Annotated in this window: 20 protein-coding genes; 11 read left to right on the top strand and 9 right to left on the bottom strand. The window is 72.8% G+C overall.

The window, feature by feature from the left end; all coding sequences use genetic code 11:
- Positions 1-53: 53 nt before the first annotated feature.
- The 3 genes from ABZ858_RS34795 to ABZ858_RS34785 are packed head-to-tail and all read right to left on the bottom strand — an operon-like array spanning position 54 to position 2,277.
- Positions 54-464: a RidA family protein gene (locus ABZ858_RS34795; protein WP_361388145.1), complete on the bottom strand. Its 411-nt coding sequence runs from the start codon at positions 462-464 to the stop codon at positions 54-56.
- A complete protein-coding gene (locus tag ABZ858_RS34790) occupies positions 461-1,234 on the bottom strand; it encodes an IclR family transcriptional regulator (protein WP_361388142.1) in 774 nt (257 codons plus the stop codon). Before ABZ858_RS34790 ends, ABZ858_RS34795 begins: the two co-directional genes overlap by 4 nt.
- On the bottom strand, positions 1,231-2,277 hold the full coding sequence (locus ABZ858_RS34785) for a sugar kinase (RefSeq protein ID WP_361388139.1): 1,047 nt from the start codon (positions 2,275-2,277) through the stop codon (positions 1,231-1,233). Before ABZ858_RS34785 ends, ABZ858_RS34790 begins: the two co-directional genes overlap by 4 nt.
- Positions 2,278-2,442: 165 nt before the next feature.
- On the opposite strand from ABZ858_RS34785, the gene ABZ858_RS34780 reads away from it, so the two are divergent.
- Positions 2,443-3,720, top strand: coding sequence for an amino acid deaminase (locus tag ABZ858_RS34780; RefSeq protein WP_361388136.1), 1,278 nt, complete (start codon positions 2,443-2,445; stop codon positions 3,718-3,720).
- A 123-nt stretch (positions 3,721-3,843) separates the two neighbouring features.
- Positions 3,844-5,478, top strand: coding sequence for a D-aminoacylase (locus ABZ858_RS34775; protein WP_361388133.1), 1,635 nt, complete (start codon positions 3,844-3,846; stop codon positions 5,476-5,478).
- Positions 5,479-5,500: 22 nt separating this feature from the next.
- On the opposite strand, the gene ABZ858_RS34770 is transcribed toward ABZ858_RS34775, so the two are convergent.
- Positions 5,501-6,382, bottom strand: a complete 882-nt coding sequence (locus ABZ858_RS34770) for a serine protease (protein WP_361388130.1) — start codon at positions 6,380-6,382, stop codon at positions 5,501-5,503.
- A gap of 233 nt (positions 6,383-6,615) precedes the next feature.
- Between ABZ858_RS34770 and ABZ858_RS34765 the strand changes: the two genes are divergently transcribed.
- Positions 6,616-7,827: a pyridoxal phosphate-dependent aminotransferase gene (locus tag ABZ858_RS34765; RefSeq protein WP_361388127.1), complete on the top strand. Its 1,212-nt coding sequence runs from the start codon at positions 6,616-6,618 to the stop codon at positions 7,825-7,827.
- 113 nt (positions 7,828-7,940) lie between these two features.
- A complete protein-coding gene (locus ABZ858_RS34760; RefSeq protein WP_361388124.1) occupies positions 7,941-8,372 on the top strand; it encodes a hypothetical protein in 432 nt (143 codons plus the stop codon).
- Between the two features lie 220 nt (positions 8,373-8,592).
- Here the strand turns inward: ABZ858_RS34760 and ABZ858_RS34755 are convergent, their stop codons facing one another.
- Positions 8,593-8,769 (bottom strand): hypothetical protein, encoded by a 177-nt coding sequence (locus tag ABZ858_RS34755; RefSeq protein ID WP_361388121.1) that lies wholly within the window; start codon positions 8,767-8,769, stop codon positions 8,593-8,595.
- Positions 8,770-8,934: 165 nt separating this feature from the next.
- Entirely contained in the window at positions 8,935-10,767 is a 1,833-nt protein-coding gene (locus ABZ858_RS34750) for a phosphoenolpyruvate carboxykinase (GTP) (RefSeq protein WP_361388118.1), read from the bottom strand.
- 297 nt (positions 10,768-11,064) lie between these two features.
- Here ABZ858_RS34750 and ABZ858_RS34745 point away from each other — a divergent pair, with 297 nt between their 5' ends.
- Genes ABZ858_RS34745 through ABZ858_RS34735 form a run of 3 tightly spaced genes read left to right on the top strand, consistent with a single transcriptional unit; the run spans position 11,065 to position 13,256 of the window.
- On the top strand, positions 11,065-11,778 hold the full coding sequence (locus ABZ858_RS34745; protein WP_361388115.1) for a hemolysin III family protein: 714 nt from the start codon (positions 11,065-11,067) through the stop codon (positions 11,776-11,778).
- 29 nt (positions 11,779-11,807) lie between these two features.
- Positions 11,808-12,491, top strand: coding sequence for a TetR family transcriptional regulator (locus ABZ858_RS34740; protein WP_361388112.1), 684 nt, complete (start codon positions 11,808-11,810; stop codon positions 12,489-12,491).
- A 33-nt stretch (positions 12,492-12,524) separates the two neighbouring features.
- Positions 12,525-13,256: a Mut7-C RNAse domain-containing protein gene (locus ABZ858_RS34735; RefSeq protein ID WP_361388109.1), complete on the top strand. Its 732-nt coding sequence runs from the start codon at positions 12,525-12,527 to the stop codon at positions 13,254-13,256.
- A 26-nt stretch (positions 13,257-13,282) separates the two neighbouring features.
- On the opposite strand, the gene ABZ858_RS34730 is transcribed toward ABZ858_RS34735, so the two are convergent.
- Complete coding sequence (locus tag ABZ858_RS34730) at positions 13,283-15,313, bottom strand: thioredoxin domain-containing protein (RefSeq protein WP_361388106.1); 2,031 nt, start codon at positions 15,311-15,313, stop codon at positions 13,283-13,285.
- Between the two features lie 196 nt (positions 15,314-15,509).
- Here ABZ858_RS34730 and ABZ858_RS34725 point away from each other — a divergent pair, with 196 nt between their 5' ends.
- A complete protein-coding gene (locus ABZ858_RS34725) occupies positions 15,510-16,076 on the top strand; it encodes a Uma2 family endonuclease (protein ID WP_361388103.1) in 567 nt (188 codons plus the stop codon).
- A 190-nt stretch (positions 16,077-16,266) separates the two neighbouring features.
- Positions 16,267-19,470 (top strand): tetratricopeptide repeat protein, encoded by a 3,204-nt coding sequence (locus ABZ858_RS34720; RefSeq protein ID WP_361388100.1) that lies wholly within the window; start codon positions 16,267-16,269, stop codon positions 19,468-19,470.
- A gap of 349 nt (positions 19,471-19,819) precedes the next feature.
- Here ABZ858_RS34720 and ABZ858_RS34715 read toward each other — a convergent pair whose 3' ends face one another.
- Positions 19,820-20,083: a hypothetical protein gene (locus ABZ858_RS34715; protein ID WP_361388097.1), complete on the bottom strand. Its 264-nt coding sequence runs from the start codon at positions 20,081-20,083 to the stop codon at positions 19,820-19,822.
- Between the two features lie 6 nt (positions 20,084-20,089).
- Positions 20,090-20,947: a mycothiol conjugate amidase Mca gene (gene mca, locus ABZ858_RS34710; RefSeq protein WP_361388246.1), complete on the bottom strand. Its 858-nt coding sequence runs from the start codon at positions 20,945-20,947 to the stop codon at positions 20,090-20,092.
- Positions 20,948-21,171: 224 nt separating this feature from the next.
- On the opposite strand from mca, the gene ABZ858_RS34705 reads away from it, so the two are divergent.
- Together ABZ858_RS34705 and greA are read left to right on the top strand one after the other, a co-directional pair.
- On the top strand, positions 21,172-21,570 hold the full coding sequence (locus ABZ858_RS34705) for a DUF4307 domain-containing protein (protein WP_361388094.1): 399 nt from the start codon (positions 21,172-21,174) through the stop codon (positions 21,568-21,570).
- Between the two features lie 151 nt (positions 21,571-21,721).
- Positions 21,722-22,222, top strand: a complete 501-nt coding sequence (gene greA, locus ABZ858_RS34700; RefSeq protein ID WP_361388091.1) for a transcription elongation factor GreA — start codon at positions 21,722-21,724, stop codon at positions 22,220-22,222.
- Positions 22,223-22,242 lie beyond the last annotated feature (20 nt).

Genomic DNA, 22,242 nt, shown 5'->3' with positions numbered 1-22,242 from the left:
CTTCAGCCGAGGGGTGGAGTGTCAGCCGAGGGGGGCTTCAGCCGAGGCGGGCGTCAGCCGAGGACGGCGAGCGCGTCGATCTCGATGAGGAGTCCGGCGGGCAGGCCCACGTAGACCGTGGTGCGCGCGGCGGGCGGCTGGGTGAGGCCCTGCTCCTCGAAGTAGGTGTTGTAGATGCCGTTCATCTCGGCGAAGTGGTCCACGTCGGTGAGGTAGACGCGGATCATCATCACGTCGTCCCAGCTCGCGCCGCCCTCTTCGAGGATGGCCTTGACGTTGGCGAGGGTCTGCAGGGTCTGCTCGCGCAGGCCGGGGCCGGCGGGCGTGGGGGGCTTGCCCTCCTCGGCGGGCAGGAAGCCGACCTGGCCGGCGACCTGGAGGATGTCGCCCTTCCGCACGCCGTGGGAGAACTTCGCGGGCGGCACGGTGTGGGTGGTGGGCGTGAGGGCGGTCTTCTCGGTCATACGGTGTCCCTGTCTGGGGTGGTCACGGGGGTTCTGCCGGAGTACTCGCCGCTGATGGCGTCCGCGGTCCGGCGCACCAGCGGGAGCAGGGTGAGGAGTTCGTCGGCGGTGACGACGACGTTCGGCGCGGACACCGACATCGCGGCGACCACCCGGCCGTCGGCGCCGCGGACGGGGGCGGCGACGCAGTTGATGGACTCCTCGTGGCCGCCGAGGTCGGTGGCCCAGCCCTGTTCGCGCACGGTGGCCAGCTCCTTGAGGAAGGCGGCCGGGCCGGGGGTCGAACGGGCCGTGTACAGGGGGTAGTCGAGCCGTTCGGCGACCGTGCGCCGCTCGGGCTCGGGGAGGTCGGCGAGCAGCAGCTTGGCCACGGCGGCGACGGTTATCGCGACGGGCTTGCCGATCCGCGAGTACATGCGCACCGGGTAGCGGCTGTCGACCTTGTCGATGTAGAGGACCTCGTTCTCCTCGTACACCGCGAGGTGCACGGTGTGGCCGCAGGTCTCGTTGAGGCGCAGCAGGTGGCGGTGGGCGATCTCGCGGATGTCGAGGTTCTCCACGGCCTCCTGGGCGAGGGCGAAGAGCCGGGCGCCGAGGCGGTAGCGCTGGTCGGACTGGCGGTAGACCAGGCCGTGTTCGTTCAGGGTGCGCAGCAGCCGCAGGGCGGTGGACTTGTGGACGCCGAGGCGGTCGGCGACCTGTCCGAGGTCGGCGGGGCCCTCGGCGAGCAGCGGCAGGATGCTCAGCGCGCGGTCGACGGTCTGGCTCATGGCGTACGTTCCTCCTCCTGGGGCCCCTGGGCGGTGTCCGTCCAGCCGGGGCCGAGTCGCAGTCTCCCCCACGCCCGGTCGTCGAGGGCGGCCAGGCGGTCGGCGTGGTCGCGGGCGGGGGGCGGGGCGAGGTCGCCGGGGACGGTGAGGGCGGCGGCGGCCATCAGGTGGCCGTGGCGCAGCCGGTCGCGGGCGGGCAGGGCGCGCAGGGTGGCGGAGAGGAACCCGGCGGCGAAGGCGTCGCCGGCGCCGACCGGTGCGACGACGTCGACGTGCAGGGCGGGGACGAAGGCGGTGCCGCCGGAGTGGAAGACGGTGGCTCCGGCACCGCCCTGCTTGACGACGAGGGTCGCGGGTTCGGGCAGCAGGTCGCGGACGGCGCGCGGGCCGCCGCGCACCGCCCAGGCGTGTTCGGCCTCGTCCTCGCCGACGAAGACGAGGTCGGCGCCGCGTGCCAGGTCCAGCAGCACCCGGGCGCCGCCGGGCGCCCGCCACAGGCCCGGCCGGTGGTTGACGTCGAAGGAGAGCAGCGGGCGGCCGGGGCGCGGGGCGAGCAGGTGCCGCAGCAGGCCGAGGCACCGCGGGGAGAGCGCGGCGGTGATCCCGGACAGGTGCAGCACCCGGCAGGCGTCGGCGGCGGCCCGGTCGAGGGTGTCGACGGCCATCGCGGAGGCCGCGGACCCGGCCCGGTAGTACGCCACCTCGTGGGCGTCGGTGGCGCGGTCGCCCGCGGTGCGGAAGTAGACGCCGGTGGGCCGTCCTGGATCGCGGCGTACGCAGGCCACGTCGACGCCGTACGCCCCGATCGTCTCCACCAGATGGTCGCCGAAGCCGTCCGCGCCGACCCGGCTGATCCAGCGGGCGGAGTGCCCGGCGGCGGCGAGCGCGCAGGCCACGTTGGACTCGGCGCCGCCGATGGCCCGCGTGAAGGAGGGGACGTCGGCGAGGCGGCCGGGGCGGGAGGGCAGGAACGTGACCATGGACTCGCCGAGCGCGACGACGTCCACGACGCCGGGGCCGTCGCGGGGTCCGGTGGGGGTCACGATGCTCGTAGCTCCTCGGTTCGGTGGTGGGGGTGCGGGGCCGGTGCCGGGGGGTGCGGGCGCGGTCGTTTCGTTGACCTCGCGTGGCCGAGATGTTAGACAGCACCAAGCGATATACGCAATGAGCATTGCACATAATGCAACGTACCTGATCAGGGAGGTTCCATGAGCAGCGAGGCGCTCACCGGCCTGGCCGAGGAACGGGTCGACCACCGCTTCAAGGGGCTCCCGCCGGACGCGGACGGGCTGACCGTCGGCGAGCTGGCCGCCCAGCGGCGCAACCTGTTCACCGGCGGCTTCGCCACACCGGTGCTGGCGCTGTCCGCCGAGCGCCTGGCGCACAACCTGGAGCTGATGGAGACCTACGCCGCCCGGCACGGCCTGGCCTTCGCCCCGCACGGCAAGACCTCCATGGCCCCGCAGCTCTTCCACCGGCAGATCGAGCACGGCGCCTGGGGCATCACCCTGGCCGTGCCGCACCAGGTGCGGGTGGCGCGGGCCTTCGGCGTCCGGCGGGTCTTCCTCGCCAACGAGCTGGTCGACGCGGCCGCCCTGCGCTGGATCGCCGCCGAACTGGACGCCGACCCGTCCTTCCGGTTCGTCTGCTACGCCGACTCCGTGCCCGGGGTCGCCCTGATGGACGCGGCGCTGCGCGCGGCGGGCGCCGGGCGTCCGGTGGACGTGGTGGTGGAGCTGGGCGCGGGCGAGGGCGCGCGCACCGGGGCGCGTACGGAGGCCGAGTGCGCGGCGGTCGCGGCGGCGGTCGCGGCGGCCGGGACCCTGCGGCTCGTCGGGGTCGCCGGGTACGAGGGCGAGGTCCCGCGGGCCGACCCGGAGCGGGTACGGGCGTACCTGCGGCGGCTGGTGGCGCTGGCCGCCGGGCTGGACGCGGCCGGCCGGTTCGCCGGGGCGGAGGAGATCGTCGTCAGCGCGGGCGGCAGCGCCTGGTTCGACGCGGTGGCCGACGAGTTCGCCCGCGTCCCCGAGCTGTCCCGGCCGGTGCTGAAGCTGCTGCGCTCGGGCGCGTACGTCTCGCACGACGACGGCCACTACCGCGCGCTCACCCCGTTCAACCGGGTCCCCGAGGAGGGCGCGCTGGAGCCGGCGTTCCGGCTGTGGGCGCAGGTCGTCTCGCGGCCCACCGGGGAGCAGGCGTTCGTCAACGCCGGCAAGCGCGACGCGGCCCATGACCTCGACCTGCCCTTCGCCCAGGTGGTGCGCCGCCCCGGCGCGGACGCCGAGCGCCCGGCGACCGGCATCACGGTCACCGGCCTGTCCGACCAGCACGCCTGGCTGCGCACCGCCCCCGGCGCGGACCTCGCGGTCGGCGACTGGGTCGGGATGGGGCTGTCCCACCCGTGCACGTCCTTCGACAAGTGGCCGCTGATCCCGGTGGCCGAGGCGGACGGCACGGTCGTCGACTACGTCCGCACGTTCTTCTAGAACCACACGGCCAGAACCACACGGTCGGAACCACACAGCCAGAACCACACGGTCAGAACCGCACAGCCAGAACCACACGGCCAAGACCACACGTCCTTCTGGGACCGGAAGAGGAGGAGCCCCATGGACCCGGTCGAGCCGGCCGACCGCGCCGACCTCGTCATCCGCGACGCGGACGTCGTGGACGGCACGGGCGCGCCCTCCTACCGCGCCGACGTGGCGGTCCGCGACGGCCGGATCGTGTCGGTCGTCAAGGAGGCCGCGGCGGCCGGCTGCCGACGCCCCTGGGCGCGCCGCACGGTGGACGCCGAGGGTCTGGTCCTGGCGCCCGGCTTCATCGACATGCACGCCCACAGCGATCTGGCCCTGCTGCGCGACCCCGATCACAGCGCGAAGGCCGCCCAGGGCGTCACCCTGGAGGTGATCGGCCAGGACGGGCTGTCGTACGCGCCGGTCGACGACCGCACCCTGGCCGAGGTGCGCCGGGCGATCACCGGCTGGAACGGGCACGGCGACGACGTCGACTTCGACTGGCGGTCGGTGGGCGAGTACCTGGACCGGCTGGACGGGGGCATCGCGGTGAACGCCGCGTACCTGATCCCGCAGGGCACGGTCCGCGCGCTCGCGGTCGGCTGGGAGGACCGCCCGGCCACGCCCGCCGAGCTGGACCGGATGCGGCGACTGGTCGCCGAGGGCCTGGCGCAGGGCGCGGTGGGCCTGTCCTCCGGGCTCACCTACACGCCCGGCATGTACGCCCGGGACGCCGAACTGACCGAGCTGTGCCGGGTGGTGGCGCGGTACGGCGGCTACTACTGCCCGCACCACCGCAGTTACGGCGCCGGCGCCCTGGAGGCGTACGCGGAGATGGTGGCCCTGGCCCGGGAGGCGGGCTGCCCGCTGCACCTGGCGCACGCCACCATGAACTTCGGCCCCAACAAGGGCCGCGCGCCCGAGCTGCTGGCGCTGCTGGACGAGGCGCTCGCCGCCGGCGCCGACATCACCCTCGACACCTATCCCTACACGCCCGGCTGCACCACCCTGGTCGCACTGCTGCCGAGCTGGGCGAGCGAGGGCGGCCCGGAGCGGGTCCTCGCCCGGCTCGCGGACGAGGACACCGCCGAGCGGGTCCGCCACCATCTGGAGGTCACCGGCGCGGACGGCTGCCACGGCGTGCCGGTGGAGTGGGAGACGATCGAGGTCTCCGGGGTGACCGCCCCGGCGCTCGCCGGCCATGTCGGCCGCACGGTCGCGGAGTCGGCGGCCCGGCGCGGGGAGAGCCCCTGGGCCGTCGCCCGCCGCCTGCTGGTCGAGGACCGGCTCGGCACCACGATCCTCCAGCACGTCGGCCACGAGGAGAACGTACGGGCGATCATGCGGCACCGGGTGCACACCGGCGGCTCCGACGGCATCCTCCAGGGCACCAAGCCGCACCCGCGCGCCCACGGCACCTTCCCGCACTACCTCGGGCGGTACGTGCGGGAGCTGGGCGTGCTGTCGCTGGAGGAGTGCGTCGCACACCTCACCGGCCGCCCGGCGGCGCGGCTGCGGCTGCCGGACCGGGGCGTCGTACGCGAGGGGCACCGGGCCGACCTGGTCCTCTTCGACCCGGCCACGGTGGCGGCGGGCTCGACCTTCGACCGGCCGCGCGCGCTGCCCACGGGCATTCCGCACGTCCTGGTCGACGGCCGGTTCGTGATCGAGGACGGGCGGCGCACGGATGTGCTGGCGGGGCGCGCGGTCCGCCGCACTCCGGTGTGACCGCCCGCCCCGCGCCGGGCGGTTACGGCTTGGGCAGGACGCACCCGGCCGCGTTCAGGTTCAGCTTGTTGCCGGTTGTGAAGCAGGCCGGTATCTGGTAGGTCTCCTCGGCGTAGTTGATGCCCTTGCGGACGGTGACGTTGCCGCTCTGGTCCACCTCGCACGGGTTGTTCACCGTGCAGCGCTCGCCGTCCTCGTTGCCGGTGTTGTTGACGGCGACGACCTTGCCGGTGGACGCGTCGACGACGGGCGAGCCGGAGGTGCCGCCGATGGTGTTGCAGGCGGAGGTGTAGCGCAGCGAGTCCTTCCAGGTCCAGTCGCCCTCCTTGAGGCGGTAGACGAACCCGTCGACGTTGCAGCTGTAGATCTTCTTCCAGTAGCCGGAGACCACCTTGATGGCGGTGCCGGCCACCGGGTGGGTGTCGCTCACCGTCAGCGGGCTGATGCCGTAGGAACTCTTGATCTGCGCGTAGGTGCGGGTGAGCTGGTAGATCGTGATGTCGGTGTCGGTCATCGTGGAGTAGACGACCTTGTTCGCGCGCAGCGTGGCCACCTGCGAGCCGGCCGAGTTGAGCAGCCCGAAGGAGCGGCTGGAGGACTGGTTGGTGATGACCTCACCGGGCTCGGGGAAGCCGGTCTCCAGGCAGTGGCCGTTGCTGAGCACCAGCGCCGGGTCGCTGTCCGCGGAGGCGGGGAAGCGGATGACCGAGCCGGAGCAGTTGCTCAGCGCGACGGTGCCGGCGAAGTCGACCGCCTTGGCCGTGGGCGCCTGCTTGACGGCGGCGGCCGCCCGTGGGGCGGCGGCGTGCGCCGGGCCGCCCTCGGCGCCCTGCGCCAGGGCGGGTGCCGCGCCGGCCCCGGCGATCGCCAGGGTGAAGAGCGCGGCGACGAGAGGCTTTCTCATGTGGGGGTCCCCTCTTGCGACGGGGGCGGCCGGAGTTCTCCCGGCCGCCCTCTGATTTGTCATGCGCATTCTCAGCGCAGCGCGGGGCGGGGACAAGGAGCGGTTTCAGGTCATAGGGGTTTCCCTGCACGGGGTCACCCGGCATGATCCACACGCCAGGCTCCGGGACGCGGGCATCCCCAGTGGCGGAAAACACGAGCCATCGGGCGTTACCGGGCCGTAAGCTCCCAGACATGCAGGTGATCCAGTCGACGAAGCTCGCCAACGTCTGTTACGAGATCCGGGGTCCGGTCCTGGAGGAGGCGATGCGGCTGGAAGCCGCAGGTCACCGCATCCTCAAGCTGAACACCGGCAACCCGGCGGCGTTCGGCTTCGAGTGCCCCCCGGAGATCCTGGAGGACATCCTCCGCAATGTGTCCACGGCCCATGGCTACGGCGACGCCAAGGGCCTGCTGGCCGCCCGCCGCGCGGTCGTCATGCACAACCAGACCCTCGGCATCGAGACCGACGTCGAGCACGTCTTCATCGGCAACGGGGTCTCCGAGCTGATCGTGATGGCGATGCAGGCGCTGCTCGACGACGGCGACGAGGTCCTCGTCCCGGCGCCGGACTACCCCCTGTGGACCGCCGCCGTCTCGCTGTCCGGCGGCATCGCCGTGCACTACCGCTGCGACGAGCAGTCCGACTGGATGCCCGACCTGGCCGACGTGGAGCGCAAGGTCACCGACCGCACCAAGGCGATCGTCGTCATCAACCCCAACAACCCCACCGGCGCGGTCTACGACCCGGCGGTGCTCAAGGGGCTCACCGACATCGCCCGCAGGCACAACCTGCTGGTCTGCTCGGACGAGATCTACGACAAGATCCTCTACGACGGCGCCGTGCACACCCCGACCGCCGCCGTCGCCCCCGACCTGCTGACCCTGACGTTCAACGGCATGTCCAAGGCGTACCGGGTGGCGGGCTACCGGGTCGGCTGGATGTCCCTGTCCGGTCCGCGCGCGCACGCCGACTCCTACATCGAGGGCCTGACCATCCTCGCCAACATGCGCCTGTGCGCCAACATGCCGGGACAGCACGGCGTGGTCGCGGCGCTCAGCGGGCGGCAGACCATCGAGGACCTGGTGCTGCCCGGCGGCCGGCTCAAGGAGCAGCTGGACACCGCCCACCAGCTCCTCACCCAGATCCCGGGCGTCACCTGCGTACGCCCCAAGGGCGCGCTGTACCTCTTCCCGCGCCTGGACCCCAAGGTCTTCAAGATCAAGGACGACCGGCGGATGGTCCTGGACCTGCTGCGCCGCGAGAAGATCATGGTCGTCCACGGCACCGGCTTCAACTGGCCCGAGCCCGACCACTTCCGCGTGGTCACCCTGCCCACGGTCGGCGACCTGCGGGACGCGGTGAGCCGGATCGGCACCTTCCTGGACGGGTACGGCCAGGTGTGACGCCCCTGTGGCGCTCACTGTGCGTGCCCTCGCGGTCCGGTTCCGCGACCCGACTCAACTTTAGACGGATTCTAATGTAGGATGCTTTCTGTCAGAGCACAGGAGGCCATCCCATGTACGAGCCGATCCGCAGCAAGTCGGTCCACAGCACGATGGCCGGCACCCCCTCCGACTTCCCCCACCGCTCCCGCGAGGAGGAGCTGGACCTCCAGCTCGCGGGCCATCTCGCCGCCCTGCTCGCCGTCACCGACGAGCTGCGCGCGAGCGGCCCGTGCGCCGACCTGGACCAGGCGGCCGAACGGCTCGCGGAGCAGGTCACGCGGCTGCGCGGCCGCGCTCCGCTGCGCGCCTCGGCGCCCCCCGGCGACGTGGCCGGCCAGGCGGCGGCGCTGCACCGGCGGGCGCACGCGCTGGCCGGGCGCGCCCTCGTCGTCGCCGCCTCCCGCGCGGACACGGCGGCGGCGATCCTGGCGGCCGAGCGGATGGACGCGCACGCGGCCGCCGGGCGGGATGACCACCAAAAGCTCAGCGGTGCCGCCCACTAGCCCCTCTCCCCGAGGGGTTCCCGCCGGCCCTTGACGGCGAAGGGCCCCCGCCGGCCCCTCTCCCCGAAGGGCTCCTGAAACGGCCCCGGTCCGCGTGCACCCGCAGCGACGCGCGGACCGGGCGCCATCAGCACCCGCGGAACCCGCCGGGCACCGGCCGGGCGCGGCGAGCACACCCAGGACCACCGGGCACACCGGATGCGCGCCGGGCGCGCCGGCGTCAGCCGAAGATGACCACGAAGACCACGAACAGCACCAGGATCGCCAGGACCACCGCCCAGACCGGCCAGTTGCCCCGGCCCTGCGGGTCCTCGGGGCCGCCGCCGCGCGGGCGGTCCTCCTCCAGGTCGGTCTCGTCCGGACGGTCGTGCTTGTAGAAGTCGCCGTCTCCAGCCATGCCCTCATCACACTCCTTCACCGGGACGGCCCCCGGGTACCCGGAGCGGACCGGGCCATACGGCGGTGTACGCCGTCCGGGTGAGCCCGCGCACGCCGGAGGGGCCGGACCCGCACGCCGTCGCGCGTGTCCGGCCCCTCGCGGGTGCTGCCGTGGCCGGCCGGTTCAGCCCAGGCGCTCCACCAGCGCGCGGTACTGGTCCCACAGCTCGGTGGGCGTGTGGTCGCCGAAGGTGTTCAGGTGCTCGGGGACCAGCGCGGCCTCCTCACGCCATACGTCCTTGTCGACCGTGAGCAGGAACTTCAGGTCGGACGCGGACAGGTCCAGGCCGTCGGTGTCCAGGGCCGCCTCGGTCGGCAGCACGCCGATCGGCGTCTCGACGCCCTCGGCCCTGCCGTCCAGGCGCTCGACGATCCACTTCAGCACGCGGCTGTTCTCGCCGAAGCCGGGCCAGACGAACTTGCCCTGGTCGTCCTTGCGGAACCAGTTCACGTAGTAGATCTTCGGCAGCTTCGACTGGTCCTTGTCCTTGCCGACCTCGATCCAGTGGCCCATGTAGTCGCCCATGTTGTAGCCGCAGAACGGCAGCATGGCGAACGGGTCGCGGCGCAGCTCACCGACCTTGCCCTCGGCGGCGGCGGTCTTCTCGGAGGCGACGTTCGCACCGAGGAAGACCCCGTGGTTCCAGTCGAAGGACTCGGTCACCAGCGGCACCGCGCTGGCCCGGCGGCCGCCGAAGAGGATCGCCGAGATCGGCACGCCCCGGGGGTCCTCCCACTCCGGCGCGATGATCGGGCACTGGGCGGCGGGGGTGGTGAAGCGGGCGTTGGGGTGCGCGGCCGGGGTGCCGGACTCGGGCGTCCAGTCGTTGCCCTTCCAGTCGGTCAGGTGGGCCGGGACCTCCTCGGTCATGCCCTCCCACCACACGTCGTTGTCGTCGGTGAGGGCGACGTTGGTGAAGACCGAGTTGCCCCACAGCGTCTTCATCGCGTTGGCGTTGGTGTGCTCGCCGGTGCCGGGCGCGACACCGAAGAAACCGGCCTCCGGGTTGATCGCGTACAGCCGGCCGTCCTCGCCGAACCGCATCCACGCGATGTCGTCGCCGATGGTCTCCACGGTCCAGCCGGAGACCGTCGGCTCCAGCATGGCCAGGTTGGTCTTGCCGCAGGCGCTCGGGAAGGCGGCGGCGACGTACTTGGACTCGCCGGTGGGCGGGGTGAGCTTGAGGATCAGCATGTGCTCGGCCAGCCAGCCCTCGTCGCGGGCCATCACGGAGGCGATGCGCAGCGCGTAGCACTTCTTGCCGAGCAGCGCGTTGCCGCCGTAGCCGGAGCCGTAGGACCAGATCTCGCGGTCCTCGGGGAAGTGCGAGATGTACTTGGTGGAGTTGCACGGCCAGGGGACGTCCGCCTGGCCCGGCTCCAGCGGGGCGCCGAGGGTGTGCACGGCCTTCACGAAGAAGCCGTCGGCACCGAGTTCGTCGAGGACCGGCTGTCCCATGCGGGTCATGGTGCGCATGGACACGGCGACGTAGGCGGAGTCGGTGATCTCGACGCCGATCGCGGACAGCGGCGAGCCCAGCGGGCCCATGCAGAACGGGACGACGTACATCGTCCGGCCCTTCATCGAGCCGCGGAAGATGCCGCCTTCGCCGCCCTCGCCCCGGAAGATCTCCCGCATCTCGGCGGGGGCCTTCCAGTGGTTGGTGGGGCCGGCGTCCGCCTCCTTCGCGGAGCAGATGAACGTACGGTCCTCGACGCGGGCCACGTCGGACGGGTCGGAGGCCGCGTAGTAGGAGTTCGGGCGCTTGATCGGGTCGAGCTTGCGGAAGGTGCCCTGCCGGACCAGCTCCTCGCACAGCCGCTCGTACTCGGCCTCGGACCCGTCGCACCAGACCACGTTGTCCGGCTGGGTCAGTTCGGCGATCTCGTTGACCCACGAGACCAGGTCCTGGTGCTGGGTGGGAACGACGGAGGGAGCCGCGATGTCGCGCGCCACGATTGCTCCTAAATGAGGGGTTTTTGTCTTGTCCGCCCCGTGGGGGCTGCGACCCGGATGCTTCGTAGCCGCTCATCCGGTGCCGACCGCACTCATTTGATCATCCGACGCGCGTGCCCATCTGTCCAGAGGGCCGCACAGGTGAGCAGCGTGACGAATCCCACGATTTCCGCGATTCTTTGCGTTCGTGTTGGCTTCGACTGAAGGACTTTTTGCGTTCGCCCCGTTCGCCCGTGATCACCGCGCTCACCGACCGCACTGACGACCGACTTACGGTGACGTAGGTACCATGCGCGCATGACTGCGTCCGCCTCCGACGCGCCCTTGGACACGCCGGCCGACGGCCGCGGTCCGGTCGCGCTCTCCCTGCCGCATCCGATCAAGCCGAAGCTGCGCGGCTGGCTGCATCTCGGCATGTTCCCGGCCGTGTTGATCGCCGGCCTGGTGCTGACCGCGCTCGCCGACTCCACCCGCGGGCGCGTCGCCTGCGGGATCTACGTCCTCACCGCCTGCCTGCTGTTCGGGGTGAGCGCGCTCTACCACCGGGGCGACTGGGGTCCGCGCATGGGCGGCCTCCTGCGCCGCCTGGACCACGCGAACATCTTCCTGATCATCGCGGGCACCTACACCCCGCTGGCCCTGCTGCTCCTGCCCGGGGGTACCGGCGAGTGGCTGCTGTGGGGCATCTGGGCCGCCGCCCTGGCCGGCATAGCCTTCCGCGTCTTCTGGGTCGGCGCCCCGCGCTGGCTCTACACCCCGTGCTACATCGCGATGGGCTGGGCCGCCGTCTTCTTCCTGCCCGACTTCCTGCGCACCGGCGGCATCGCGGTGCTGGTCCTGGTGATCGCCGGCGGACTGCTCTACAGCGCGGGCGGCGTCATCTACGGCATCAAGCGCCCCAACCCCTCCCCGCGCTGGTTCGGCTTCCACGAGGTCTTCCACTCCCTGACCCTGGCCGCCTTCGTCGTGCACTACGTGGGGATCTCCCTGGTGGCGTACCAGCACGGCTAGCCCCGGGGCGAACACCGGACAATGAACCCATGACGGCCGCACGCTCCCCCAAGCCCTCTTCCCCGTCCGCTCCCGGGGGCGGACCCGGGGGCTCTTCCGGAAACGCTCCCGCCGACCGTCCCCGGACCGGCCTGCGGGAGCGGAAGAAGATCAGGACCCGGGAGGCGATCCGCACGGCGACGTACACGCTGGTCCGGGAGCAGGGGTACGACGCCACGACGATCGAGCAGATCGCCGACCGGGCCGAGGTGTCGCCGTCGACCGTCCTGCGGTACTTCCCCGCCAAGGAGGACATCGTCCTCACCGACGCGTACGACCCGTTCCCGGCGGCGCGGCTGCGTGCCCGGCCGGCCGGCGAGCCGTGGCCGGAGTCCGTCCGCCAGGTGCTGCGCGAGGCCCTCGCCCCGGGCGTGGACGACGACCCGGAGATCTCCCGCCTGCGCACCCGGCTGATGGTCGAGGTGCCCGCGGTGCGCTCGCGGATGATGGAGAGCGCGTCGGCCACCGGCCGCCTGCTGTGCGCCGCCCTCACCGAGCGCACCGGCCGCGACCCGGAGAGCCTGGAGGTACGGGCCTGGGCCATGGCGTTGGCCGGCACGCTCCTGGAGACCACCCTGTACTGGGCCGAGCACGGCCACCGCGACGACCTCGCGGACCTCGTCGACCGCGCCCTCGCCGTCCTCGGCCACGGGCCGCCGCCGGAGAACGGCTGAGGCGCCCGGTGCCGCCCGTGCCATCCTGACCGGGTGAACGGTCCTGAGATCCATGTCGAGTTCGCCCCCGGCCTGCGCCTGTTCGTCCCGCACGGGCGACGCCGGGGCGCCACCGCGGTCGTCACCGACGGCGTCTCCACGCTCGGCCATGTCGTGGAGTCCCTCGGCGTCCCGCTGACCGAGGTCGGCGCACTGGAGGTGGACGGCCGCGAGGTGCCCGTGGCGCATGTGCCGCGGGCCGGCGAGACGGTCCGGGTCGGTGCCGTCGTACGCCCCCAGCGGGTGCCCGGCGCTCCGCTGCGCTTCCTGCTCGACGTGCACCTGGGCACCCTCGCCCGCCGGCTGCGCCTGCTCGGCGTGGACACGGCGTACGAGTCCACGGACATCGGGGACCCGGCGCTCGCCGCCCGCTCGGCGGCCGAGCGGCGGGTGCTGCTCAGCCGCGACCGCGGGCTGCTGCGCCGCCGCGAACTGTGGGCGGGCGCCTTCGTCTACAGCACCCGCCCCGAGGACCAGCTCCACGACGTCCTGGACCGCTTCCACCCCGGACTGCGGCCCTGGACCCGCTGCACCGCCTGCAACGGCCCGCTGCGGCAGGCCACCAAGGACGAGGTGGCCGACCGGCTCGAACACGGCACGCGCAGCACGTACGACGTCTTCGCCCAGTGCCGCGACTGCGGGCGCGCCTACTGGAAGGGCGCCCACCACGAGCAGTTGGAGGCGATCGTGGCGGGGGCGCTGGACTTCGTCAGATCCGGCACCTGACCCGGTACCCGGCCCGATACCTGGCGTCAGCCGCCCAGCGCGGCCCGCAGCCCCTGCGGGTCGGTCGTCGGGGCGTCGCAGGTGAAGCCGCGGCAGACGTACGCGGTCGGCTCGCCGCCCACCAGGGGACGGCCGGCGAGCAGCGGGAACTCGTCGCCGTCGGCCGTGCCGAAGGCGACCACGGCGCCGGGCGCGGCCGCCAGCAGGGCCGTGCGGTGCAGCTCCCGGGCGCCCGGCTCGTCGGGCGCGGAGGCGACCACGGCGACCTCGCGCGGCCCGTCGAGGGCGGCCTCGGCGACGGCCAGCCCCCAGCCGGTGAAGCGCGGCACGCGCGGGCCGAGCGCCTGGACCACGCCGAGCGCCCGCTCCGCGGCGGTGCGGTGCGCCTCCGAGCCGGTGTGGGCCGCGTAACCGAGCAGGGCGCCCGCGGCGGCCGACCAGCCGGACGGGGTGGCGTTGTCCGTGGGGTCCTGGGGGCGGCGGATCAGCTGTTCGGCGTCGGCGGCGGTGTCGTACAGGGAGCCGGTGGCGGGGTCGGTGAACCGGGTCAGGACCTGGTCGAGGAGGAGCCCGGCGAAGTCGAGCCAGACGCCCTCGCCGGTGACGGACGCGAGTGCGAGGAAGCCCTCCGCGGTGTCGGCGTAGTCCTCCAGCACCCCGGCGTTCGCCCCGACCCGGCCGTCCCTGCTGGTGCGGGCCAGCGCGGCGTGCTCGTCCAAGTGCAGCCGGACCAGCAGGTCGGCGGCGCCGAGGGCGGCCTCGACGAGGTCGGGGCGGTCGAAGTAGGCGCCGGTCTCGGCGAGCGCGGCGACCGCCAGGCCGTTCCAGGCGGCGACGACCTTGTCGTCCCGGCCGGGGGCGGCCCGCTCGGCGCGCCGGGCGAGCAGCCGGCGCCGCACGGACGCGATCCGCTCCGCGTCGAAGAGCCCGTCGTCCTGCGGCAGTTGCAGCACGGAGGCGCCCTCCTCGAAGGTGCCCTCCTCGGTGACCCCGAAGTACCGGGCGGCAAGCTCCGCGTCCTGCTCGCCGAGCGCCTCGCGCAACTGCTCCGGCGTCCACACGTAGTAGGCGCCCTCGACATGCCGCCCGCTGCCGTCGTCACTGTCGGCGTCCAGCGCGGAGGCGAACCCGCCCTGCTCGGTACGCAGTTCGCGGACCATGAAGTCGGCGGTCTCCAGGGCGACGCGGCGGGCGAGCGCGGAGCCGGTGGTACGCCACAGGTGGGCGTAGACCCGGCACAGCAGCGCGTTGTCGTACAGCATCTTCTCGAAGTGCGGGACCGTCCAGTCGCGGTCGACCGAGTAGCGCGCGAAGCCGCCGCCGAGCTGGTCGTACAGCCCGCCGCGGGCCATCCGCTCGCAGGTGTCCTGGGCCATCTGGAGGGCGCCCTCGGAGCCGGTGCGGGCGTGGTGGCGCAGCAGGAACTCGATCACCATGGACGGCGGGAACTTGGGCGCCCCGCCGAAGCCGCCGCGCTGCGGATCGTACTCACGGGTCAGCGCGAGCAGCGCCTGCCCCAGCTCCTCACCGCCCGGCGTCCGGGTGCCCCCGTAGCCGATCTCCCGCTGGGCGAGGTCCCGCACGATCTTCCCGGCGACCTCGGTGACCTCCTCCCGCCGCGTCTCCCACGCCTGCCGCACCCCCTGCAGCACCTGCCGGAAGGAGGGCATCCCGTGCCGGGGCTCGGGCGGAAAGTACGTACCAAAATAGAACGGCTCGGCCTCCGGCGTCAGAAACACGGTCATCGGCCACCCACCCTGCCCGGTGGCCGCCTGCACCGCCTCCATGTACACCGCGTCGACATCGGGCCGCTCCTCCCGGTCGACCTTGACACTCACGAAGTGCTCGTTGAGGTAGCCGGCGGTGTCCTGGTCCTCGAAGGACTCGTGGGCCATGACGTGGCACCAGTGGCACGCGCTGTACCCGACGCTCAGCAGCACGGGAACATCCCGCCGCCGCGCCTCCTCGAACGCCTCCGGGGTCCACGGCCACCAGTCGACCGGGTTGTCCGCGTGCTGAAGCAGATAAGGCGAGGTCACACCAGCCAGCCGGTTCATGTGATCCAGCCTCTCACAGCACCCGGCTCGGCCGACGAAACCCTCACGAGCCCTGCTCGCTTGGCCGAATTGCACTGGTGAGCCATCACGTGGCGGGCGGCTCCTTCCCTTCCGAGTCAGGCAGCCCGGCACCTCCAAACAGTAGGCTTGGCGCAGCAGCGCCGGACCTGCCGAGGCCTCTCGAAGGAGGTACACCATGACCGCCGAGATGGTGGCGCCCGCGTGGATGCATACGCAGATCAGCGCGGAACAGTACGACTCCTGGTCCGAGGAGCAGTGCGCCGGCATCGAGATCGTGGACGGGATGGTCGTCGTGAGCCCGAGCGCCTCCAAGCGCCACAACCGGCTGGCCCGCATCCTGGCCAACGCTCTGGACGCCGCTGCGGGCCCGGACTGGAACGCCGACACGGACTTCGACGTCCGTCTGCAGGACGTCCCGCTCACCAACCGCCGTCCTGACGTCATCGTCTACCGGGCGGAGACCATCGACCTCACGCCCACCCGCCCCGAGCATGTACTTCTGGTCGTCGAGGTCGTGTCGCCCGGCTCGGAGACCACCGACCGGATCGTGAAGGTGGACCAGTACGCCAAGGCCGGAATCCCCTTCTACTGGCGGGTCGAGCAGGCCGCCACCGGTGTCCCGATCGTCTACACCTACGTTCTCGACCCCGCCGCCAGGGCCTACCGGGACGGCGACATGTTCACCGGCACGATCAAGGCTGCCGCGCCCTTCTCCGTCACTGTGGACCTGGGGATCATCTGACGGCGAGGGAGAGCAGAAGCTTCGCGAGTACCTGAAGGCGCCTTTCCTCGCGGCCGGCTCCGTGATCGCCCACAAGGTTCCCGAACGCGCCCCCCACAAGCCCCGCCCGATGATCCACGCACCCTCGCGCTCGCGGGCGGGGCGAAGGACACTCGTAGGCAATGGAGTTGCGTGCGGAGGGGGACGGGACATGCGGGACGGTCATCGGGCGGAGGCCGAGCGGCTGCTGGCGCGGGCCGTGGAGGAGGAGGTCCGGCGGTCGGGCGGGCGGGTGGACGGGGCCGTGCTGCTGTCCCGGGCGCGGACGGCGCTGGACACGCTCGCCGCTCCGGCGGAGGAGGAGTACGCGGCGTACACCCGGGCGCTGGACGAGGCGGCGGCCGGGCAGCTGACCTTCGCGCAGCGCTATGCGCGCGAGGGCGCCGGGACACCGCTGGTGGTCGCGGTGGTCGGGGCGCTCGGCGCGGTGGTGGCCGATGTGGCGCTGGGCACCGGTACGGGCACCGCCGTCGGCGCGGGCGTGGTCGCCGGGGTGGCCGGCGCGGCCGCCACCGTGGCGAAGGTGACCGCCGCCCATCTGCCCGCGGCCCACCACCGGGCGGGCGCGGCCGGGCAGCCAGGCGGCGCCGAGCAGCTGCGGCTCCAGTGGCTGACGGCGCTGGAGGTGCGCGGCATCCGCCCGTTCCTGGACCAGCAGCGCGTGCTGACCGCCGCCACCGCGCCGAAGAAGGCGGCGCCCCGGCTGCGCGGCGCGGACAAGAGCGCGGCGGCGCGCCGGCGCAGCGTGCTGGAGCAGTCGTTCGGGCAACTGCCCGAGCCGGTCGGTGTGTTCGCGGGGCGGCGGCAGGAGCTGGCGCGGATCCGGCAGTGGGTGCAGGCGGCCCGCGCGAGCAGCCAGACCCGGCCGACGGTGGTGGTGCTGCACGGGGCGCCCGGTTCCGGGCGTAGCACCCTCGCCGTGCGGGCGGCGCACGACCTGCGGGACCAGTTCCGCGGCGCGGTCGTCGTCGACCTGCGCGGCGGCAGCCCGGAGGACGCCCCGCTGAGCACCCGCGAGGCGCTGCTGCACCTGTTGAACCGGCTCGGCGCGCCCCGCGAGCAGCTGCTCTTCCGCGACCGTTCCTCCGCCGAGCAGCAGCTCAAGCGGCTGGGCGAGCTGTACGACCAGCAGCTGACGGGGCTGCCGGTGACGATCGTGCTGGACGACGCCTCGGACGCCGGCCAGGTCGGCGCCCTGGTGCCCGAGCGGTCCGACGGGCTGGTCCTGGTCACCGCCCGCGAGCCCCTGGAGCTGCCCGCCGACCTGCCGGCCTGGGTGTACCAGCTGCCGGTCGAGGCGCTGGACGAGGCGGGTGCGGAGGAGCTGATGGGCGCGGCCGCGCAGGACGGTTCGGAGCCCTACGACGCCGAGTCCGCCGAGCGCGTCCGCCGGCTGTGCGGCGGGCTGCCGCTGGCGCTGCGCATCGCGGGTTCCGCGCTCGGCCCGCGCTCGCCGCGCCGGCTGGCCACGGACCTGGAGGCGTACGGGCCGGTGCAGCCGGTGGAGCGGGCGCTGTGGCTGCGCTACACCGACCAGCCGGAGGCGGGCCGCCGGCTGCTGCGCCGCCTGGCCCTGGCGGGACGCGCCTCGCTCGGCACCGCCGCGGCGGCCGCGCTGCTGGGCACGGACGAGGAGGAGGCCACCCGCCAGTTGACGGCGCTCGCCCGCGCGGGCCTGATCGACCATGTGCGCGGCAGCCGCTACCGGCTGCACGACCTGGTCCGCGCCTTCGCCCACGCCCGCCTGCTCGACGAGGAGGAACCCGCCGAGCGGACGGCCGCGCAGGACCGGCTGATCGGCAACTACGCCGAGCTGGCCGACTCGGTGCTGCGCCTGGTCGACGGCAACAACTCGACCCGCTCGGACCGGTTCAGCCCGCACGGCTTCACCTCCCTCGATGAGGCGCTGCGCTGGCTGGACGACGAGTCGAGCTTCATCACGGCCGCGCTGCGGCACGCCGAGGGCGTGAACCAGGCGGCCGTGCTGAACCTGCTCGGTGCGCTGTGCGACTACTGCCTGCTGCGCGGCGACCTGTACCGGCTCGGTGAGATCAGCGAGCTGACGCAGGCCGTGGACCAGGGACTGCTGGTCCGCTCGGTGCAGTGGCGTACCGGTATCGCGGCCCGCCAGCTCGGCGAGCTGGACAAGGCGCGCACCACCCTGGCCTCCGTCGTCGACCTCTACCGCGAGGCCGACCACGACGCGGGCGCCGCCCGGGCCCTGAACTCGCTCGGGATCACCCTGCACCACCAGGGCAACCTGACCGAGGCGGCGGCACGGCTGCGCGAGGCGATGCAGTTGCAGTCGGTGCCCGAGCTGGCCACCGACCGGGCGTGGACGATGCACGCGCTGGCGGCGGTGGAGCGCGACCGGGGCAATCTGTCCGAGGCGCTGGACCTGCTGACCCGCTCCCTGGTGCTGCACCGGGAGGGCGGCTCGGTGCACGGCGAGGCCTGGGCGCACTTCCAGCTGGGCCAGCTCGCGCTGCGGCTGGGCGAGGTGGAGCGCGCGGAGGACGATCTGCGCGAAGCCCTGGAGCGGTACGGCCGCACCCGCGACGCCCGCGGCGAGGCGTGGGCGCTGACCCAGCTGGCCCGGGCCCGGCTGGTGGCCGGGGAGGCCCCGGAGGCGGTGGAGGGGCTGCGCGGGGCGGCGGCCCGGCACCGGGACAACGAGGACGCGCGCGGCGAGGCGTGGACGCTGTACCACCTGGGGCAGGCGCTGGAGGAGACCGGCGCGCTCGACCAGGCGGTGCGCGAGCTGGAGCGCGCCCGCACGATGTTCTCCCGGATGCGGGACGTCTACGGCCTGGCGTGCGCCCGGCACCACTCGGCGCGGGTGACCCGCGACCAGCGGGCGGCGCAGACGGGCTCGCTGCGCAACTCCGGTTTCGCCCGCCAGCTCCTGGTGGACGCCCGGGCCGACTTCCAGCGCATCGGCGTCGCCCACGGCGAGGCGTGGACCTGCCTGGAGCTGGCCGTGGTCGACGCGGGCAACGCCCGCAGCGCGCAGGCCCTGGCCCTGTGCGACGAGGCGCTGGCCCTGTTCGGCTCCTACGGCGACCGCCGGGGCGAGGACTGGGCCCGGTTCCTGCGCTGCACCCTGCTGCCGTACGCGGCGCCGGGCGGGGTGGAGGTCGGTACGGCGGTCGCCCAGGAGGACCTGGCCGCCCTGGCCCGGGCCGGGCACCGGCTGCGCGACGGCAGGCTGGAGCACTCCCTCGACGCCTACCGGCTGCTGCTGGAGCGCGGCGTGGACCTGGACGCGGGCTGGCAGGGCTGGCGCCTGGGCATGGTGCCGGACCGGCACGCGCGCGAGGTGATGGGGGTGGAGATCGCGCGTGACCGGGGGTGAGAGGGGTGAGCGGACGCGCACAGCAGCGCAGGGTGACGCCCCCCCCCCGGCGTGATTCGGGTACACCCGGAGTGACCCGCGCACCGCGCGGTGACTCGCGCGCGCACCCGGAGTGACCCGCGCGCACCGCGCCGTGACTCCGCGGCACCCGGGTGCGCGGGGTCACGGAATCACTCTGCCGGGCGACCGGTCGCGGCGGGCCGGTCAGCCCCTGGAGGGGCGGTGCGGCCGATCCTTGAAAGGAGCCGGTCAACCCTCGGAGCGGCCGCTCAGCCCGTCAAGGGACCGCTCAGCCCGTCAAGGGACCGGTCAGCCCGTCAAGGGACCGGTCAGCCCGTCAAAGGGCCGGTCAGCCCTTGGAGGGGTGGGCCCGCCCGGTGCCGGTGCCCTGTGCGCCCGTGCCGGACGCCTTTTCCTCGCTGTCCGGGGCTTCCTTGAAGTCGACCTTGCCCATGTGCCGGCTCATGGACTTCATCAGGAACCACACCGCCAGGGCCATCACCGCGAAGACGATGAAGCCGAGGACGCCGGGGGTGACCTTGTTCTTGTCGAACTCGGCCAGGGTGACCAGATGCGTGGTTGCCAGGCTCGCGCTTGCGCTCATGTCAGGCATTGTCCCTCAGTGCTGCCGAACGCCCGCAAAGAGGTCGTCCTCCGGGAGCGAGGTGTCCACGAGGGACTTCGCCAGCTCGTACTCCTCGGTGGGCCAGACCTCCCTCTGCACGTCCATCGGCACCCGGAACCAGCCGCCGTCGGGGTCGATCTGCGTGGCGTGGGCGATCAGCGCCTTGTCGCGGACCTCGAAGAAGTCCGCGCAGGGCACGTGCGTGGTCAGCGTGCGGTCCTTGTGCCCGGACTTCTCCCAGCGCTCCAGCCACTCCCCGTAGGGGGACTCCAGGCCGCGGGCCAGCAGGGCCTTGTGCAGGGCCTCGGTGCGCAGCCGGTTGAAGCCCTGGTTGTAGTACAGCTTCTTCGGCTGGAAGGCCGGGCCGTACTCGTCCTCGGGGTACTTCTCGGTGTCCGCCGCGCCCTCGAACGCCACCATGGAGATCTTGTGGGTCATGATGTGGTCGGGGTGCGGGTAGCCGCCGTTCTCGTCGTAGGTGGTGATCACCTGCGGCCGGAAGGAACGGATGCGGCGCACCAGCTCGCCGGCCGCCTTGTCGACGTCCTCCAGGGCGAAGCAGCCCTCGGGCAGTGGCGGCAGCGGGTCGCCCTCGGGCAGCCCGGAGTCGACGAAGCCGAGCCAGTCCTGCCCGACGCCGAGGATCTCCCGGGCCTCGTCCATCTCCTTCTTGCGTACTTCGTGGATGTGCTCCTCGATGTACGTGTCGCCCTGGAGCTTGGGGTTGAGGATGGAGCCGCGCTCACCGCCCGTGCAGGTCACCACCAGCACGTCCACCCCCTCGGACACGTACTTGGCCATGGTGGCCGCGCCCTTGCTCGACTCGTCGTCGGGGTGCGCGTGCACGGCCATCAGTCGCAGCTGGTCAGTCAAGGCTCAGTCCTCAAGGTCAAGTCGGTGCCCGGCCCCGGCGGGCGTCGCACGGTGCCGTCCCGGCGGTCGGTCGCGCCGGGGCGGCGGTCGAGCGGCGGGCCGGGGCTTCTATAGTGACCGAATCGGGGAGCGAATAATTCCGGGGTACGGCCCCGGAAGCCCCTCGCGGGACCCCCGTCCCGCCCCCGGCCGAGAGGACGATCATGAGCACGGCGAGCACCCGGCTGCCCGAGGGCCGTTACGGCCGCTCGGGGGACGACCGCGCCGACCACAAGCTCAAGATCGCGGCCGCCGTCCTCGGCGCGCTGCTGCTCGTCCTGGTCGGTTACTTCGCCTACCACTATGTGGGCCAGAGCGAGATCAGCGCACAGGTCGTCTCGTTCCAGACGGCGGACGACGAGGTGCAGATCCATCTGGAGGTCCACAAGGACGCCGACGCGCACGGCTACTGCACGCTGCGCTCACAGGCGGCCGACGGCGACGAGGTGGGCCGCGCGGACTTCCGCTTCGACCAGCACGCCAAGCAGGTCGACAAGATCCTCACCCTGCGGACCACGTCCCGGGGCACCACCGGCGAGCTGCTGGGCTGCCACGCCGACTGACGCGGCTGACCTGCGCTGACGTGATTCTGATGGCTTATGTCCTCCCCCTTTCGCCGCTGAATTGTTAGGCTCGTGGTTTCGCCCTTCCGCGAGGGAACATTCTTCTTGGTAGGGCGATGATTTGTATTCCCAGTACCAACGAGGAGCACCTGTGACCCAGACCAGCGAGAACGTCACCTGGCTGACCCAGGAGGCGTACAACAAGCTCAAGGACGAGCTTGAGTACCTTACTGGTCCTGCGCGCACGGAGATCGCCGCCAAGATCGCGGCCGCGCGCGAGGAGGGCGACCTGCGCGAGAACGGCGGGTACCACGCGGCCAAGGAGGAGCAGGGCAAGCAGGAGCTGCGCGTGCGCCAGCTGACCCAGCTCCTGGAGAACGCCCAGGTCGGCGAGGCCCCGGCCTCCACGGACGGCGCGGTCGCGCCCGGCATGGTCGTCACGATCGCCTTCGACGGTGACGAGGACGACACCCTCAGCTTCCTGCTGGCCTCGCGCGAGTACGCGAGCGCCGACATCGAGACCTACTCCCCGCAGTCCCCGCTGGGCTCCGGCGTGATCGGCCACAAGGTCGGCGAGGACGCGGAGTACGAGCTGCCCAACGGCAAGAAGGCCTCGGTGAAGATCCTCAAGGCCGAGCCCTACAACGGCTGAGCCGCCGTACGGCTCCTGAC

It is taken from the genome of Streptomyces sp. NPDC047017, from assembly GCF_040644175.1.
Taxonomy (GTDB): Bacteria; Actinomycetota; Actinomycetes; order Streptomycetales; family Streptomycetaceae; genus Streptomyces.
The sequence above is the reverse complement of the archived record's forward strand: the minus strand, read 5'-3'. Positions and strand labels throughout refer to the sequence as shown.

Coding starts and splice junctions, on each gene's coding strand:
- ABZ858_RS34770 (WP_361388130.1), bottom strand. CDS start 6,382: ATGAGAAAGCCTCTCGTCGCCGCGCTCTTCACCCTGGCGATCGCCGGG.
- ABZ858_RS34740 (WP_361388112.1), top strand. CDS start 11,808: ATGACGGCCGCACGCTCCCCCAAGCCCTCTTCCCCGTCCGCTCCCGGG.
- ABZ858_RS34780 (WP_361388136.1), top strand. CDS start 2,443: ATGAGCAGCGAGGCGCTCACCGGCCTGGCCGAGGAACGGGTCGACCAC.
- ABZ858_RS34755 (WP_361388121.1), bottom strand. CDS start 8,769: ATGGCTGGAGACGGCGACTTCTACAAGCACGACCGTCCGGACGAGACC.
- ABZ858_RS34765 (WP_361388127.1), top strand. CDS start 6,616: ATGCAGGTGATCCAGTCGACGAAGCTCGCCAACGTCTGTTACGAGATC.
- ABZ858_RS34745 (WP_361388115.1), top strand. CDS start 11,065: ATGACTGCGTCCGCCTCCGACGCGCCCTTGGACACGCCGGCCGACGGC.
- ABZ858_RS34790 (WP_361388142.1), bottom strand. CDS start 1,234: ATGAGCCAGACCGTCGACCGCGCGCTGAGCATCCTGCCGCTGCTCGCC.
- ABZ858_RS34795 (WP_361388145.1), bottom strand. CDS start 464: ATGACCGAGAAGACCGCCCTCACGCCCACCACCCACACCGTGCCGCCC.
- ABZ858_RS34760 (WP_361388124.1), top strand. CDS start 7,941: ATGTACGAGCCGATCCGCAGCAAGTCGGTCCACAGCACGATGGCCGGC.
- ABZ858_RS34725 (WP_361388103.1), top strand. CDS start 15,510: ATGACCGCCGAGATGGTGGCGCCCGCGTGGATGCATACGCAGATCAGC.
- ABZ858_RS34715 (WP_361388097.1), bottom strand. CDS start 20,083: ATGCCTGACATGAGCGCAAGCGCGAGCCTGGCAACCACGCATCTGGTC.
- ABZ858_RS34730 (WP_361388106.1), bottom strand. CDS start 15,313: ATGAACCGGCTGGCTGGTGTGACCTCGCCTTATCTGCTTCAGCACGCG.
- ABZ858_RS34775 (WP_361388133.1), top strand. CDS start 3,844: ATGGACCCGGTCGAGCCGGCCGACCGCGCCGACCTCGTCATCCGCGAC.
- mca (WP_361388246.1), bottom strand. CDS start 20,947: ATGGCCGTGCACGCGCACCCCGACGACGAGTCGAGCAAGGGCGCGGCC.
- ABZ858_RS34705 (WP_361388094.1), top strand. CDS start 21,172: ATGAGCACGGCGAGCACCCGGCTGCCCGAGGGCCGTTACGGCCGCTCG.
- ABZ858_RS34720 (WP_361388100.1), top strand. CDS start 16,267: ATGCGGGACGGTCATCGGGCGGAGGCCGAGCGGCTGCTGGCGCGGGCC.